At 71.9% G+C, this 14,474-nt stretch carries 14 protein-coding genes and 1 pseudogene; 9 read left to right on the forward strand and 6 right to left on the reverse strand.

All coding sequences use genetic code 11. The annotated features are described in order from the left end of the window. Positions 1-134 precede the first annotated feature (134 nt). The 3 genes from ELX43_RS01650 (at position 135) to ELX43_RS01660 (ending at position 4,366) form a co-directional block, all read left to right on the forward strand. The gene (locus ELX43_RS01650) at positions 135-2,687 is read left to right on the forward strand and encodes an ATP-dependent Clp protease ATP-binding subunit (protein WP_127781852.1); all 2,553 of its coding nucleotides are present in this window, start codon (positions 135-137) and stop codon (positions 2,685-2,687) included. A 141-nt stretch (positions 2,688-2,828) separates the two neighbouring features. Continuing rightward, positions 2,829-3,401 (forward strand): TIGR03086 family metal-binding protein, encoded by a 573-nt coding sequence (locus ELX43_RS01655; RefSeq protein ID WP_127781853.1) that lies wholly within the window; start codon positions 2,829-2,831, stop codon positions 3,399-3,401. Beyond that, on the forward strand, positions 3,401-4,366 hold the full coding sequence (locus tag ELX43_RS01660; RefSeq protein WP_127781854.1) for a TIGR03557 family F420-dependent LLM class oxidoreductase: 966 nt from the start codon (positions 3,401-3,403) through the stop codon (positions 4,364-4,366). The genes ELX43_RS01655 and ELX43_RS01660 overlap by 1 nt, the downstream gene beginning before the upstream one ends. A 6-nt stretch (positions 4,367-4,372) precedes the next feature. Here ELX43_RS01660 and ELX43_RS01665 read toward each other — a convergent pair whose 3' ends face one another. Next, positions 4,373-4,885: a DUF4352 domain-containing protein gene (locus ELX43_RS01665; protein ID WP_127781855.1), complete on the reverse strand. Its 513-nt coding sequence runs from the start codon at positions 4,883-4,885 to the stop codon at positions 4,373-4,375. Positions 4,886-4,991: 106 nt separating this feature from the next. After that, entirely contained in the window at positions 4,992-5,297 is a 306-nt protein-coding gene (locus ELX43_RS01670) for an antibiotic biosynthesis monooxygenase (RefSeq protein WP_127781856.1), read from the reverse strand. A gap of 54 nt (positions 5,298-5,351) precedes the next feature. Here ELX43_RS01670 and ELX43_RS01675 point away from each other — a divergent pair, with 54 nt between their 5' ends. Next, positions 5,352-6,107 (forward strand): alpha/beta hydrolase, encoded by a 756-nt coding sequence (locus ELX43_RS01675; protein ID WP_127781857.1) that lies wholly within the window; start codon positions 5,352-5,354, stop codon positions 6,105-6,107. Here the strand turns inward: ELX43_RS01675 and ELX43_RS01680 are convergent. Continuing rightward, the gene (locus ELX43_RS01680; RefSeq protein ID WP_127781858.1) at positions 6,104-6,991 is read right to left on the reverse strand and encodes an A/G-specific adenine glycosylase; all 888 of its coding nucleotides are present in this window, start codon (positions 6,989-6,991) and stop codon (positions 6,104-6,106) included. The two genes, ELX43_RS01675 and ELX43_RS01680, sit on opposite strands and share 4 nt — an antisense overlap. 71 nt (positions 6,992-7,062) lie before the next feature. Here ELX43_RS01680 and ELX43_RS01685 point away from each other — a divergent pair, with 71 nt between their 5' ends. Beyond that, positions 7,063-7,776: a hypothetical protein gene (locus tag ELX43_RS01685; RefSeq protein ID WP_127781859.1), complete on the forward strand. Its 714-nt coding sequence runs from the start codon at positions 7,063-7,065 to the stop codon at positions 7,774-7,776. A gap of 45 nt (positions 7,777-7,821) precedes the next feature. Here the strand turns inward: ELX43_RS01685 and disA are convergent, their stop codons facing one another. The 3 genes from disA to ELX43_RS01700 form a co-directional block, all read right to left on the reverse strand. Further along, on the reverse strand, positions 7,822-8,886 hold the full coding sequence (disA, locus tag ELX43_RS01690; RefSeq protein WP_127784585.1) for a DNA integrity scanning diadenylate cyclase DisA: 1,065 nt from the start codon (positions 8,884-8,886) through the stop codon (positions 7,822-7,824). 81 nt (positions 8,887-8,967) lie between these two features. Beyond that, positions 8,968-10,323 (reverse strand): DNA repair protein RadA, encoded by a 1,356-nt coding sequence (gene radA, locus ELX43_RS01695; RefSeq protein WP_127781860.1) that lies wholly within the window; start codon positions 10,321-10,323, stop codon positions 8,968-8,970. 162 nt (positions 10,324-10,485) lie between these two features. Next, the gene (locus ELX43_RS01700) at positions 10,486-11,088 is read right to left on the reverse strand and encodes a copper chaperone PCu(A)C (RefSeq protein ID WP_127781861.1); all 603 of its coding nucleotides are present in this window, start codon (positions 11,086-11,088) and stop codon (positions 10,486-10,488) included. A gap of 289 nt (positions 11,089-11,377) precedes the next feature. On the opposite strand from ELX43_RS01700, the gene ELX43_RS01705 reads away from it, so the two are divergent. The 4 genes and pseudogenes from ELX43_RS01705 to cysS form a co-directional block, all read left to right on the forward strand. Next, complete coding sequence (locus ELX43_RS01705; protein ID WP_127781862.1) at positions 11,378-11,866, forward strand: CarD family transcriptional regulator; 489 nt, start codon at positions 11,378-11,380, stop codon at positions 11,864-11,866. A 13-nt stretch (positions 11,867-11,879) separates the two neighbouring features. Continuing rightward, positions 11,880-12,554, forward strand: a complete 675-nt coding sequence (ispD, locus tag ELX43_RS01710) for a 2-C-methyl-D-erythritol 4-phosphate cytidylyltransferase (protein WP_127781863.1) — start codon at positions 11,880-11,882, stop codon at positions 12,552-12,554. A 10-nt stretch (positions 12,555-12,564) separates the two neighbouring features. Continuing rightward, positions 12,565-13,035, forward strand: coding sequence for a 2-C-methyl-D-erythritol 2,4-cyclodiphosphate synthase (gene ispF, locus ELX43_RS01715; protein ID WP_127781864.1), 471 nt, complete (start codon positions 12,565-12,567; stop codon positions 13,033-13,035). Between the two features lie 24 nt (positions 13,036-13,059). Then, positions 13,060-14,439 (forward strand): annotated as a pseudogene (gene cysS, locus ELX43_RS01720) (cysteine--tRNA ligase); the annotation flags it as partial. Between the last annotated feature and the right edge of the window lie 35 nt (positions 14,440-14,474).

Consider the following 14,474-nt stretch of genomic DNA (forward strand, 5'->3'; position numbering starts at 1 on the left):
GCGTTGGACCGGTGAGTCGCTGTTAAAGACCCCGTGAGCGCCACGTGGCTGCAAGCGGCCCACTAGAGTAGGCGGACGTTCCCCGTGGCGAGACACGTCGTGGCGGACACCGCAGCAGGAGTGTGAGGAGCGCCATGTTCGAGAGGTTCACTGACCGCGCCAGGCGCGTCGTCGTCCTGGCTCAAGAAGAAGCCCGGATGCTCAACCACAACTACATCGGTACCGAGCACATCTTGCTCGGCCTCATCCACGAGGGTGAGGGTGTCGCCGCCAAGTCGCTGGAGTCGCTCGGCATCTCCCTCGAGGGTGTGCGCAGCCAGGTCGAGGAGATCATCGGCCAGGGCCAGCAGGCGCCGTCCGGGCACATCCCGTTCACCCCGCGTGCCAAGAAGGTGCTGGAGCTCTCCCTCCGGGAGGCCCTGCAGCTCGGCCACAACTACATCGGCACCGAGCACATCCTGCTCGGTCTCATCCGCGAGGGTGAGGGTGTCGCCGCGCAGGTGCTGGTCAAGCTCGGCGCCGACCTCAACCGGGTCCGTCAGCAGGTCATCCAGCTGCTGTCGGGCTACCAGGGCAAGGAGCCCGCGGAGTCCGGCGGGCGCGGCAGCGAGGGCACCCCGTCCACGTCGCTGGTGCTCGACCAGTTCGGTCGCAACCTCACCCAGGCTGCCCGCGAGGGCAAGCTCGACCCGGTCATCGGGCGGGAGAAGGAGATCGAGCGGGTCATGCAGGTGCTGTCGCGGCGCACCAAGAACAACCCGTGCCTCATCGGTGAGCCGGGCGTCGGCAAGACCGCCGTGGTCGAGGGCCTCGCGCAGGCCATCGTCACCGGCGAGGTCCCCGAGACGCTCACCGACAAGCAGCTGTACACCCTGGACCTCGGTTCGCTGGTGGCCGGCAGCCGCTACCGCGGCGACTTCGAGGAGCGCCTGAAGAAGGTGCTCAAGGAGATCCGCACCCGCGGCGACATCATCCTGTTCATCGACGAGATCCACACCCTCGTCGGTGCTGGTGCGGCCGAGGGCGCGATCGACGCGGCCTCCATCCTCAAGCCGATGCTGGCTCGCGGTGAGCTGCAGACCATCGGTGCCACCACCCTGGACGAGTACCGCAAGTACGTGGAGAAGGACGCCGCCCTGGAGCGGCGCTTCCAGCCCGTGCAGGTGGGCGAGCCCAGCGTCGAGCACACCATCGAGATCCTCAAGGGTCTGCGTGACCGGTACGAGGCGCACCACCGCGTCTCCATCACCGACGGCGCCCTGGTGGCGGCGTCCACGCTGGCCGACCGCTACATCTCCGACCGCTTCCTGCCGGACAAGGCGATCGACCTGATCGACGAGGCCGGTGCCCGGATGCGCATCCGCCGGATGACCGCGCCGCCGGACCTGCGGGAGTTCGACGAGAAGATCGCGAACACGCGTCGGGAGAAGGAGTCCGCGATCGACGCGCAGGACTTCGAGAAGGCCGCCAGCCTGCGCGACACCGAGAAGCAGCTGCTCAGCCAGAAGAGCGAGCGCGAGAAGCAGTGGCGTGCCGGTGACCTGGACGTCGTGGCCGAGGTCGACGACGAGCAGATCGCGGAGGTCCTGGGTAACTGGACCGGTATTCCGGTGTTCAAGCTGACCGAGGAGGAGACCACTCGGCTGCTGCGCATGGAGGACGAGCTCCACAAGCGCATCATCGGTCAGCGTGAGGCAGTCACGTCTGTTGCCAAGGCAATTCGTCGCACGCGCGCCGGACTGAAGGACCCGAAGCGGCCCAGTGGCTCGTTCATCTTCGCCGGCCCGTCCGGTGTGGGAAAGACCGAGCTGAGCAAGGCGCTGGCGAACTTCCTCTTCGGTGACGACGACGCACTCATCCAGATCGACATGGGCGAGTTTCACGACCGCTTCACAGCGTCTCGGCTGTTTGGCGCCCCGCCCGGATACGTCGGTTACGAAGAGGGCGGACAGCTCACCGAGAAGGTGCGCCGCAAGCCATTCAGCGTGGTGCTGTTCGACGAGATCGAAAAGGCGCACCAGGAGATCTACAACACGCTCCTGCAGGTTCTCGAGGACGGCCGTCTCACTGACGGTCAGGGCCGCACGGTGGACTTCAAGAACACCGTGCTCATCTTCACGTCCAACCTGGGCACCAGCGACATCTCCAAGGCGGTCGGTCTCGGGTTCTCCAGCGGATCGGGTGCTGACTCCAACTACGACCGGATGAAGCAGAAGGTCAACGACGAGCTGAAGAAGCACTTCCGCCCGGAGTTCCTCAACCGCATCGACGACATCGTGGTCTTCCACCAGCTGACCTCGGACGAGATCGTGCAGATGGTCGACCTGATGATCACCCGGGTCGAGACGGCGCTGAAGAACAAGGACATGGGGATCGAGATCACCGACCAGGCGAAGCAGCTGCTCGCCAAGCGGGGCTTCGACCCGGTGCTGGGTGCACGGCCGCTGCGTCGCACCATCCAGCGCGAGATCGAGGACCAGCTGTCGGAGAAGATCCTCTTCGGCGAGATCCAGCCCGGCCAGATCGTGGTCGTGGACGTGGAGAACTGGGACGGCGAGGGCACGGGGGAGGACGCGAAGTTCACCTTCCGCGGCGAGGCCAAGCCCGACTCGGTTCCCGACGCACCGCCGATCGACCTGGCCAAGGCGGCTGAGGGCGGCAACACCTCGGAGTCCAGCTCCGAGTAGCCACCCGCGGCGCCTGCACGAACCCGACACCGTCGCACCCCTTCGAGGGTGCGGCGGTGTCGTGCGTCCGGGCACGCCGCCGCGGCGGCGCCTGGGTCGCCTCCGGATGCGTGCGCAGCTCGGCACCGGTAGACAGGGGACATGGCAACTCCCGACGAAGCCCCTGCCCGCGAGCTGCTCCAGGAGGGGTTCGACCACTTCACGAGGGTGGTGCACCAGCTGCCCGACGACGCGTGGACCAACCAGACGCCGTGCACGGACTGGACGGTGCGCGACCTGCTCAACCACGTGACGGCCGAGCACCTGTGGGCGCCGCGCCTGCTCGCCGGGGAGACCATGGCCCAGGTGGGTGACGCCTACGACGGCGACGTCCTGGGCGACGACCCGGAAGGCACGTGGGACACCGTGGAGATCGCCTCCCGGGAGGCGTGGGCGGCGGCGTCCGACGACACCACGGTGGACCTGTCCTTCGGGCCCACCCCGGCCGGGGAGTACGCCGAGCAGATGCTGCTGGACCTCACCGTGCACGCCTGGGACCTGGCCAGGGGCGCAGGAGTGCCGGACGACACGCCAGACCCGGCTGCGGTGCTGCACGTGCTGGCCTACGTCCGCGACAACAACCTCGCCGGTGCGTCGGTGTTCGGCCCGCCGGTGGAGACCAGCTCGGACAACCCGATGGACCAGCTGGTGGCGCTGCTGGGGAGGAAGCCCTGATGGTGCGCATCGGCTACACCCTGCTCGGGGAGCAGGCATCGCCCAAGGACCTGGTGGCCAACGCGGTGGCTGCCGAGCAGGCCGGCTTCGACCTCGCCGTCGCCAGCGACCACTACTTCCCGTGGCTGGACGCCCAGGGCCACGCGCCGTTCGTGTTCTCCGTGCTCGGCGCGGTCGCCCAGGCCACCGACACCATCGACCTGATGACCTACGTGACCTGCCCCATCAAGCGCTACCACCCGACGGTGGTCGCCCAGATGGCCGCTACCGTCGACCTGCTCGCCGACGGCCGGTTCACCCTGGGGCTGGGCTCCGGCGAGAACCTCAACGAGCACGTCACCGGTGGTGGGTGGCCCCCGGTGAACGTCCGCCACGAGATGCTGGCCGAGGCCATCCAGATCATCCAGGCGCTGTTCACCGGCGAGTACCTCAGCTACCGCGGCGACCACTACCAGGTCGACTCGGCCAAGCTGTGGGACGTGGGCACACCGCCACCCAAGATCGGGGTGGCGGTCTCCGGGCCGCAGTCGTGCGAGCTGGCCGGAGAGCTGGCCGACGTGATGATCGGCACCGAGCCCAAGGCTTCGCTGGGGGAGGAGTTCGACCTGGCCGGCGGTGCCGGCAAGCCCCGGGTCGGCCAGGTTCCGGTCTGCTACGACCCCGACCGGGACACCGCGGTGGAGCGGGCCCACGAGCTGATGCGCTGGTTCAGCCTGGGCTGGAAGGTCAACTCCGAGCTGCCCGGCACCGCGGCGTTCGCGGCGGCCTCGGCCAACACTCGTCCGGCGGACGTGGCCGAGTCGATCGCCTGTGGCCCGGACGTGGAGCTCTTCGTCGAGGCCGTGCGGCCCTACGTGGAGGCCGGGTACACCGAGGTGGCGCTGGCGCAGGTCGGGCGCGGATCCCAGGCCGACTTCATCCGGTGGGCCGAGGCCGAGCTGTTGCCCGAGCTGCGCAAGCTGTAGGCGCCGTCAGGGCAGGGTGATCGGGGAGCGCTCGCTGCTGGTGCCGAGGTCGCCGCGCACCACCAGCGTGAGCCCGCGGGTGGGCTGCTCCGCCGGCAGCTGGTAGACCAGCTTGCCGCGCTTGGAGGCGTTGGGCTCCAGGGTGTCCGACAGAGACCCCTGGCCCACCGGGGCGGTCAACCTGGTGTCACCGTCGTAGAGGCCGAACCCGAGCATGGTGGGCACCATCTTCACCTGCCCGGTGAGGTTGGTGACCTCCACGTCCAGGGCGATCCACCGGGTGCCGGCCGCGGGCTTGAAGATCGACGTCGGGTTGGTGTACGGGTCCTCGACGCCGAGCACGCTCGCCTTCCAGCCGCCGGCCTGGGCCCGGCCGACCTCGCCAGCCGGTGCCGCGGGGCTCGTCTCCGCCGCAGCGGGGTCGGCAACCGCCTCGCCCGGCTCGGCGGAGCTGCAACCCGCGCCGAGGAGCACGGTGGTGGCAGCAAGCAGCGCGGCTGCCGCAGGGCGCAGGTGCATCGGAGGACCCTTCAGGGGCTGAGGACGTGTCGGCACACGATAAGGCGCGCGCAGCGACGGAACTACCTGCCCCCCACCGCAACCGGATCCAGCGGTGAGCGTGTGCTCAGCTGGGGTCGACGTGCAGCACCACGTCGAACTCCAGCAGCGAGGCACCGGTGGCCACGGGCTTGGCCCGCTCGCCGGCGTGTGCCGCCATGCCCGAGCCCTCGGCCCAGGCCTGGTAGGAGGCCTCGTCCTCCCAGCGGGTGTAGACGAAGTACCGGCTGTCGCCGCCGGTCGGGCGCAGCAGCTCGAAGCCGAGGAAGCCAGGTGAGCCCTCCACCGCTCCGGCCCGCGCCGCGAAGCGCTTCTCCAGCTCGGCTCCGGCGCCCTCGGGGACCTCGATCGCGTTGATCTTCACAACAGCCATGGCGCGAGGTTACCTGCGGGCGGGTGGCGCCGGTGGTGGGTAGCGTCCTGCCTCGTGCTGCACGACTACGGGGGTGCCGGCCCGCCCATCCTCCTGCTCCACGGGCTTATGGGACGGGCCCGCACCTGGGTTCGCTGCCTGCCGTGGCTGCGCGAGCACGGCCACGTCTGGGCCCTGGACGCCGCCGGCCACGGCGACGCGCCAGCGCGGGGCCCCTGGCACACCGAGCGCTTCGTCGCTGACGCCGCCGCCGCGGTGGAGCGCATCGATGCCGGCCCGGTCGCGGTGCTCGGGCACTCCATGGGTGGCCTGCACGCCTGGTGCCTGGCGGGGACCCGGCCCGAGCTGGTGCGCGCGCTGGTGGTGGAGGACATGGCACCGGACTTCCGGGGGCGCACCGCCGTGGGCTGGATGGCGCAGCTGGAGCAGTGGCCCGTGCCCTTCACCGACCCGGAGGAGGTGCTGGCGTTCTTCGGTCCGGTGGCCGGGCGCTACTTCCTGGAGAGCTTCGACCACCGCTCCGACGGCTGGCACCTGCACGGCGAGCTGGCGCACTGGTTCGCCATCGCCGAGCACTGGGGCAGCCGGGACCACTGGGCGCAGTGGCAGGCCGTGCGGGCGCCCAGCCTGCTGCTGGAGGCGGAGCACTCCTTCACCCCGCCCGGGCAGATGGCGCAGATGGCTGAAGTGGCTGCGGCGCCGTGCACGCACCTGGTGGTGGCCGGCGCCGGGCACCTGGTGCACGACGACGCGCCACAGGCCTACCAAGCGGCGGTGGAGGGGCTGCTGCGCTCGCTGCCAGCGGGCTAGCTGGTGGCCGGCTCGCCCTCGCCGGCCAGTGCGAACAGACCGGCGGCGGTCTGCTCCACCAGCCCGTCGGTGAGCAAGGAACCCAGCGCACGGTCGCGCTGCACGGGGTCAGCCGGCCAGACCACGTCCAGCTGCGTCCGCTGCACCGGCGTGGTGCTGGTGCGCAGCACCTCCATCAGCAGCCCGCGCACCTGTCGGTCGGTACCGGCGAAGCGCTGCCCGGGACGGCGGGGCTCGGTGCTGGCCGGGCGGCCCAGCGCCACCCACCGGCACTCCTGACGGACCGGGCACTGCGGGCAGCTGGGGTTGCGGGCGGTGCACACGGTGGCGCCCAGCTCCATCAGCGCCGCGGAGAACACGGCGGCGCTGGGCACGTCCTCGGGCAGAATCGCGGCCACGTCGGCCAGGTCACGGGTGGTCGAGGGCAGGCCGGGCTCGGCGCGCCCGTGCACGGCCCGAGCCACCACCCGGCGCACGTTGGTGTCCACCACCGGCACCCGCTGACCGTGGGCGAAGCAGCACACCGCCCTGGCGGTGTAGGCGCCGATGCCGGGCAGGCTCAGCAGGGTGTCCACGTCGCTGGGCACCACCCCGTCGTGGCGCTCGACGATGGCGGTGGCGCAGGCGTGCAGCCGGACGGCGCGGCGCGGGTAGCCCAGCCGGCCCCAGGCGCGCAGCACCTCGGCCGGCGACGCCGCGGCCATGTCGGCGGGCGTCGGCCACTGCCGCACCCACTGCAGCCACACCGGTGCCACCCGCGCCACGGGGGTCTGCTGGAGCATCACCTCGCTCATCAGCACCCCCCAGGCGGTGGTCCCGGGCTCCCGCCACGGCAGCGCCCGCGCCGTCGCGGCGAACCAGGTGTTGAGCACGTCGGAGTCCACGGCAGAACCGTACGTGCGACACGCGGGGGTGCTGCACCCTGCACCCGGGGGCCGGGCGCTACCTTCGGCTCGTGCTCAAGCCCGTGGGACCGGAGTCCCGAGACGTCTACCTGCGACGACGCGCTGCGCTGGTCGGAGTGGCAGTGGTCGTGATGGTGGCCGTGGTGTGGCTGCTCACGTCCGTGGTCGGCTCCTCGCCAGGAGCTCCGCAGCCCGCCACCGCAAGACTCACCTTGCCGCCGACCCCCGCCGCGCCCTCGGACACCCCCGCCCCGTCCACCGCGGGCACCGCCACGGCGCCCTCGGCCACCGCTGCAGTCGCCCCCACGCAGCCCCCGACGGCACCCCGCCCCGCGCCGGTGGTGCTGGGCAGCGACGGGGTGCCGGTGCCGCCCTGCAGCGACTCCGCGGTGGAGGTCCGGGCCGAGTCCGCCGCCCCTGGTTACCCGCGCGGCACCCAGCCGGTGTTCCGGCTGCTCTTCAGCAACACCAGCACCGAGCCCTGCGCGCTGGACGTGAGCCCCAACCGGCAGCAGGTGGTGGTCTACCGTGCCGCCGACAAGGCCCGGGTGTGGTCGAGCAGCGACTGCTCGCCAGGCACCACCACCGAGGCCCGCGCGCTGGCTCCCGGGGAGCAGGTGGTCTACAGCGCCCAGTGGTCCACCAACACCTCCACCGAGGGGTGCGCCACGCCGCGCACGCCGGTCCCGCCGGACCGCTACCTGGTGATGGCGGTGCTGGGGGCACGGCAGAGCCCGCCGGTGCCCTTCGCGATCGTGGAGTGAACCCAGTGGAGTGAACCCAGTGGGGGCGAGCGCAGCAGCGCGCTGCTACCCGTAGCGCTCCACGATGCTGGACTCCGCCAGGCGGGACAGCCCCTCCCGGACGTAGCGGGCCCGCGCCTCGCCCACCCCGTCCACCGTCTGCAGCTCGTCGGCGGTGGCGGCCAGCAGCGCCTGCAACGAGCCGAAGGCATCCACCAGCCGCTCGATGACGGGGCCGGGCAGCCGGGGGACTCGGGCCAGCAGCCGGTAGCCGCGCGGCGACATCGGCATGTCCAGGCTGTCCACCGAGCCGGGCAGCCCGAACGCCCGGGCCAGGGTGGTGAGGTCGATGAGGTCCTGCGGGGTCAGCGCGTCGAGCGCGTCGAGCACCGGCCCCAGGGCGGCGTGCTGCACGTCGTCGCCGGGCAGGTAGTCGCGCACCACCAGCTCGCGGTCGTTGTCCGTGCCGCCGGCCAGCTCGGCCAGCTGCAGGGCCAGCAGCCGCCCGTTGGTGCCCAGCTCCACCACGTCGCCGGTGATCTCGGCGGAGATGCGCCGCACCATCTCCAGGCGCTGCACCACCGTCATGGCGTCGCGCAGGGTGACGAAGTCCTCGATCTCCAGCGCGGACAGCTGCTGGGTGACCTCGTCCAGGCGTGACTTGTACCGCTCCAGGGTGTCCAGCGCCTGGTTCGCGCGGGACAGGATGGTGGCCGAGTCGTCCAGCACGTGGCGAACGCCGTCGACGTAGACGCTGATGATGCCCATGGACTGGCTGACCGAGACCACGGGGTAACCGGTCTGCACCGCGGTGCGCTCCGCGGCCCGGTGCCGGGTACCGGTCTCGCCGGTGGGCACGGTGTAGTCGGGCACCAGCTGCACGTTGGCGCGCAGGATGCGGGTGGCGTCGGTGGAGAGCACCACGGCGCCGTCCATCTTGGACAGCTCCCGCAGGCGGGGCGGGGCGAACTCGATGTCCAGCTCGAACCCGCCGTCGCTGATGGTCTCCACCAGCTCGTCGTAGCCCAGCACGATGAGCGCCCCGGTGCGGCCGCGCAGGATGCGCTCGAGGCCCTCCCGCAGCCCCGTGCCCGGCGCGAGGCGGGCCAAGGTCGTGCGCAGCGCCGACATCGGCTGCTCAGCCACTCACTGTCCCCTCGTTGCACCCGGTCAGGCGCCCCCGGGCGCCGCGTTGTTGCCTATCGTGCCTGATCAGCCGAAGAGCACTCGTAGCGCGCTCGGGATGTCGGCCACAACGGTGGTCCGCACCCCCGGCGGCATGGGCCCGGAGTCGGGCGGCACGAGGGCGTGGGTGAATCCCAGCCGGCGCGCCTCGGTCACCCGGCGATCGGTTCCGGCGACCCTCCTGACCTCGCCGGCCAGGCCCAGCTCACCGATGACCACCAGGTTGCTGGGCAGGGCCCGGTCGCTCGCGGCCGAGGCGACGGCCAGCGCCAGGGCCAGGTCAGCGGCCGGCTCGGTGACCCGCATGCCGCCGACCGTGGCGGTGTAGACCTCGGCGTCGGAGACCTTCACCCCGCCACGGCGCTCGAGCACGGCCAGGATCATCGCCACGCGGGAGGAGTCCAGCCCGCTCACCGCGCGTCGCGGGGTGGCCTGGCTGGACGGGGCCACCAGGGCCTGCACCTCGCACAGCAGGGGCCGCTTGCCCTCCACGGCCACGGTGACGGCCGTTCCGGGCACGGCGGCCCCCTGGTGGTGCAGGAAGAGCCCGGAGGGGTCGCTGACGCCGTGGATGCCGTCGGCCCGCAGCTCGAAGCAGCCCACCTCGTCGGCAGCACCGAAGCGGTTCTTCACCCCCCGCACCATCCGCAGGGTGGAGTGCTTGTCGCCCTCGAAGTGCAGGACCACGTCCACCAGGTGCTCCAGCGAGCGGGGCCCGGCCACCGCACCGTCCTTGGTGACGTGACCGACCAGGATGATCGGCAGCCCGCGGGCCTTGGCCAGCGAGGTGAGCGCGGCGGTGATGGCGCGCACCTGGGTGACGCCACCGGGCACGCCGTCCACGTCGGCGGCGTACATGGTCTGCACCGAGTCGACGATGAGCAGCTCGGGCTGCACCTGGTCCACGTGGCTGAGCACGGTGGCCAGGTCGGTCTCCGCCGCCAGGTACACCTCGGGGTGCACGGCGTCAGTCCGCTCGGCCCGCAGCCGCACCTGCGCGGCCGACTCCTCGCCGGTGACGTAGAGGGCCTTGCTGCCCGGCGCCCACTGGCGCACCACCTCCAGCAGCAGGGTGGACTTGCCCACGCCGGGCTCACCGGCCAGCAGCACCACCGCGCCCGGGACCATGCCGCCCCCGAGCACCCGGTCCAGCTCGGCCACCCCGGTGGGCCGCACCGTCGCGGTCTGCAGGTCGACCTCGGTCATCGGGACGGCGGGAGTGGCCGGGACCAGTGCGGTGGCGGAGCTGCGACCGCCGACCGAGGTCAGCGCCGGGGCCTCGGCGATCGAGCCCCACTCGCCACACTCGGGGCAGCGGCCGACCCACTTGCTCAGGGTGTGCGCGCACTGGGCGCAGCGAAAGGTGCTCCGGGGTTTGGCCACCGGGTCAGGCTAGGCGGCGCCCCCGACAGGCCCGGACGCCGTGCCCGACCCGGACGCCGTGCCCGACCCAGACGCAATGCCCGACTGAACAGACACAGCCCCGGCGCCGTGGGGCGTCGGGGCTGCGTCTTCAGCTGGGGTCGAGCGGCGGTGCAGCGGCGGTCAGTGACCGCCCTTGCTGTCGGAGTGCTCGCCGGTCGATGCCTTGGGGGTGGGGCGCTCGGTGGTGGCCGGTGCGCCCATCGGCACGGGCAGCGTGATCTGGCCGGCGCGCTCGAAGGTGAAGGTGACGTCCACCGTCGGGCCGGGGCCGACGTCCTGCTTGAGGCCCTCGAGGGTGGCCGTGAGCTGGCCCTCCTTGTCCGTCGAGCGGCCCGGGGCCACTGCGGCGGCGCTGGGCTGGGAGCTGTTCGGCGCGGTGGCGACCAGGTTGGTGCCCGCGCCGATGTCGGTGGCGCCGGAGAGCGTCACCTCCTGGGCGGCAGCGCTGCTGACCGAGACCAGCTTGTCGCCCTGCACGCTGGGGTTCGCGACGGTGAAGAGCAGCGGGGCGCTCTCGCCGGACCGGTAGTAGTACTGCTCGCCGACCGGGGCGGCGATGGTGGCGTCGAGCACCGTCAGCTCGCCGACGCGGGCGGTGGCGCCGTTGACGGCGGCAACCTGGCTGCCGATGGTGTTGACCTGCCCGGCGCCACAGCCGGCAAGCAGGGTGACCGAACCCACGGCCAGCGCGGCGCCGATGGCGGCCTTCACGGAACTTCTCATGGGGCTCGCCGAGCTTCCCAACCAGATCACTGTGCGTCCTCTCAGACGGTGCGCGGCCCGGGGCCGATCGATCGCCGTACGAGCGCGGTTGCGCCTCGACTCGAACAGGCAGACTAGTGGTTGTGGTAGTGCATCGGTCAGACCGGGTCGATTAGGCACGTTCGGGGCGGGTTGTCAACCCCCGTCGCAGGGGCCACGCTCCCGATCCTAGGCCCCTGACCTGCGAAGACGTTCAACCTGCAGGTCAGCCGCATGCTAGACTGCTGGGAGCGAAAGGGGCTGCGAGCAGATGATTTTCAAGGTCGGCGAGACTGTCGTTTACCCCCACCACGGTGCTGCGCTCATCGAGGCAATCGAGACGCGCACCATCAAGGGTGAGGAAAAAGAATACCTAGTTCTCAAGGTTGCACAGGGCGACTTGACCGTTCGCGTGCCGTCCGGCAACGCCGAGTACGTGGGCGTCCGTGACGTGGTGGGCCAGGAGGGCCTGGACAAGGTGTTCGAGGTGCTCCGCGCCCCGCACACCGAGGAGCCGACCAACTGGTCCCGGCGGTACAAGGCCAACCTCGAGAAGCTGGCCTCTGGTGACGTGAACAAGGTGGCCGAGGTCGTGCGCGACCTCTGGCGGCGCGAGGAGGACCGCGGGCTGTCGGCCGGCGAGAAGCGCATGCTGGCCAAGGCTCGGCAGATCCTGGTGGGCGAGCTCGCGCTCGCCGAGGGCACTGACGAGGAGAAGGCGACCAGCATCCTCAACGAGATTCTTGTCGAGGCCTCCTAGCCGGACGCCCGGCGTGGGTGAGGTCGTCGCGGTCGTGCCGGCCGCGGGTCTCGGGCTGCGGCTTGGTTCGGACGTGCCCAAGGCGTTCGTGCAGCTGGCGGGCAAGACGCTGCTGCGACGCAGCGTCGACGTGCTGCTCGGCGTCGACGGCCTCGCCCTCGTGGTGATCGTCGTCGCCCCCGGCCTCGTGTCGGAGGTCGCCGAGCAGTACGCGGACGAGGCGACGCTGGTGGTCGCCGGCGGCGCGGAGCGCTCGGAGTCGGTGCGCGCCGGGCTGGCCGCCGCCGTGCAGGCGGTGCCGGGTGCCCGGTACGTGCTGGTGCACGACGCCGCCCGTGCGCTCGCCCCGGTGGAGCTGGCCTGTGACGTGGTGAACGCCCTGCGCGCCGGGGCCGTGGCCGTGGTGCCGGCCCTGCCGGTGGCCGACACCATCAAGGTGGTGGACGCCGCCGGGCTGGTCACCGCCACCCCGGAGCGAGCCACCCTGCGCGCGGTGCAGACCCCGCAGGGATTTCACGTGGACGTGCTGCGCACGGCCCACGCCCAACAGCTGATCGCCACCGACGACGCCGCGCTCGTGGAGCGTGGCGGCTCGCCGGTGCACACGGTGCCCGGCCACCCGCTGGCCTTCAAGATCACCACCCCGCTGGACCTGCGGCTGGCCCAGGCCCTGCTGGCCGAGCAGTGAGGACGACCCCGTGCGGGTAGGCATCGGCACCGACGTGCACCCGGTGGAGCCCGGTCGGGAGTGCTGGGTGGCCGGGCTGCTCTTCCCCGGGGTGGACGGCATGGCCGGGCACTCCGACGGCGACGTCGCCTGCCACGCGCTGTGCGACGCCCTGCTGTCGGCCGCCGGCCTGGGTGACCTGGGTGCGGTGTTCGGCACCGGCCGGCCCGAGTGGGCCGGCGCCTCCGGCGTGCAGCTGCTCACCGAGGTGCGCCGACTGCTCACCGACGCCGGCTGGCAGCTGGGCAACGCCGCCGTCCAGGTGATTGGCAACACCCCCAAGGTGGGTCCGCGCCGTGTGGAGGCACAGACCCTGCTGTCGGAGGTCCTCGGTGGGCCCGTGTCGGTCTCGGCCACCACCACCGACGGGCTGGGGCTCACCGGCCGCGGCGAGGGCGTGGCTGCCACCGCAACCGCGCTGCTGGTGGCGTCTGCGGGCTGAGGCAGGCCGGTAGCATGGCCCGTTGTGAGCCTGCACCTGTACGACACCGCCACGCGCACGCTGCGTGAGTTCGTCCCGCTGAAGCCGGGGCAGGCGTCCATCTACCTGTGCGGCGCCACCGTGCAAGGGGTCCCGCACATCGGGCACGTGCGCAGCGGCGTCGCCTTCGACGTGCTGCGCCGCTGGCTGGCGCACAACGGCAGCGACGTGCTGTTCGTCCGCAACGTCACCGACATCGACGACAAGATCCTCACCAAGGCCGCCGACCACGGCCGGCCGTGGTGGGAGTGGGCCGCGACGCACGAGCGCGCCTTCGACGACGCCTACGCCGCCCTCGGGGTGCTGCCGCCCTCGGTGTCCCCGCGCGCCACCGGACACGTCACCCAGATGATCGAGCTGATGCAGCGCCTCCTCGACACCGGCCACGCCTACGCCGCCGAGGGCAACGTGTACTTCGACGTGGTCAGCTACCCCGCCTACGGGGAGCTCTCCGGGCACCGCCTGGACGACGTGCACCAGGGCGAGACCTCGGCCGCCGGCAAGCGTGACCCCCGCGACTTCACCCTCTGGAAGGCCGCCAAGCCCGGCGAGCCCTCCTGGCCCACCCCGTGGGGCCACGGTCGTCCCGGCTGGCACCTGGAGTGCTCGGCGATGGCACGCGCCTACCTCGGGCCGCAGTTCGACATCCACTGCGGCGGCCTGGACCTGGTGTTCCCCCACCACGAGAACGAGCAGGCGCAGAGCCGAGCGGCCGGTGACGGGTTCGCCTCCTGCTGGATGCACAACGGCTGGGTGACCCTGGGCGGGGAGAAGATGTCCAAGTCGCTGGGCAACGTGCTCTCGGTGCCCGAGGTGCTCAAGCGCATCCGGCCGCAGGAGCTGCGCTACTACCTCGGCGGCGCCCACTACCGCTCGATGATCGAGTTCTCCGAGCAGGCACTGCAGGAGGCCGCGGCCGGCTACCGGCGCTGCGAGTCGTTCGTGCACCGGGTTCGGGAGCGCGTCAGCGCCCCGCCCGTCGGCGAGGTGACGGCCGAGTTCGCCGCTGCCATGGACGACGACCTCGGTGTCCCGGCCGCGCTGGCCGTGGTGCACGGGCGCGTCCGGGAGGGCAACACCGCCCTGGAGGCCGGCGAGCACGCCGCGGCCCTGGAGGCGGCGGCGAGCGTGCGGGCCATGCTGGACATCCTCGGCGTCGACCCGCTGCACCCGCACTGGGCGGCGGCCGAGCAGTCCGCGGGCACCGACCACGCGCTGGAGGTGCTGGTGGGCGCCGAGCTCGAGCGCAGGCAGGCCGCCCGCGCCGCCAGGGACTTCGCCACCGCCGACGCCGTGCGCGACCGCCTCGCGGCCGCAGGCGTGGAGGTCACCGACACCCCCGACGGCCCGCAGTGGAGCATCCGCGACGCGGCCCCGGCACCCAGCACCACCGCCACCCC

Source organism: Rhodococcus sp. X156 (assembly GCF_004006015.1).
Lineage (GTDB): Bacteria > Actinomycetota > Actinomycetes > Mycobacteriales > Mycobacteriaceae > X156.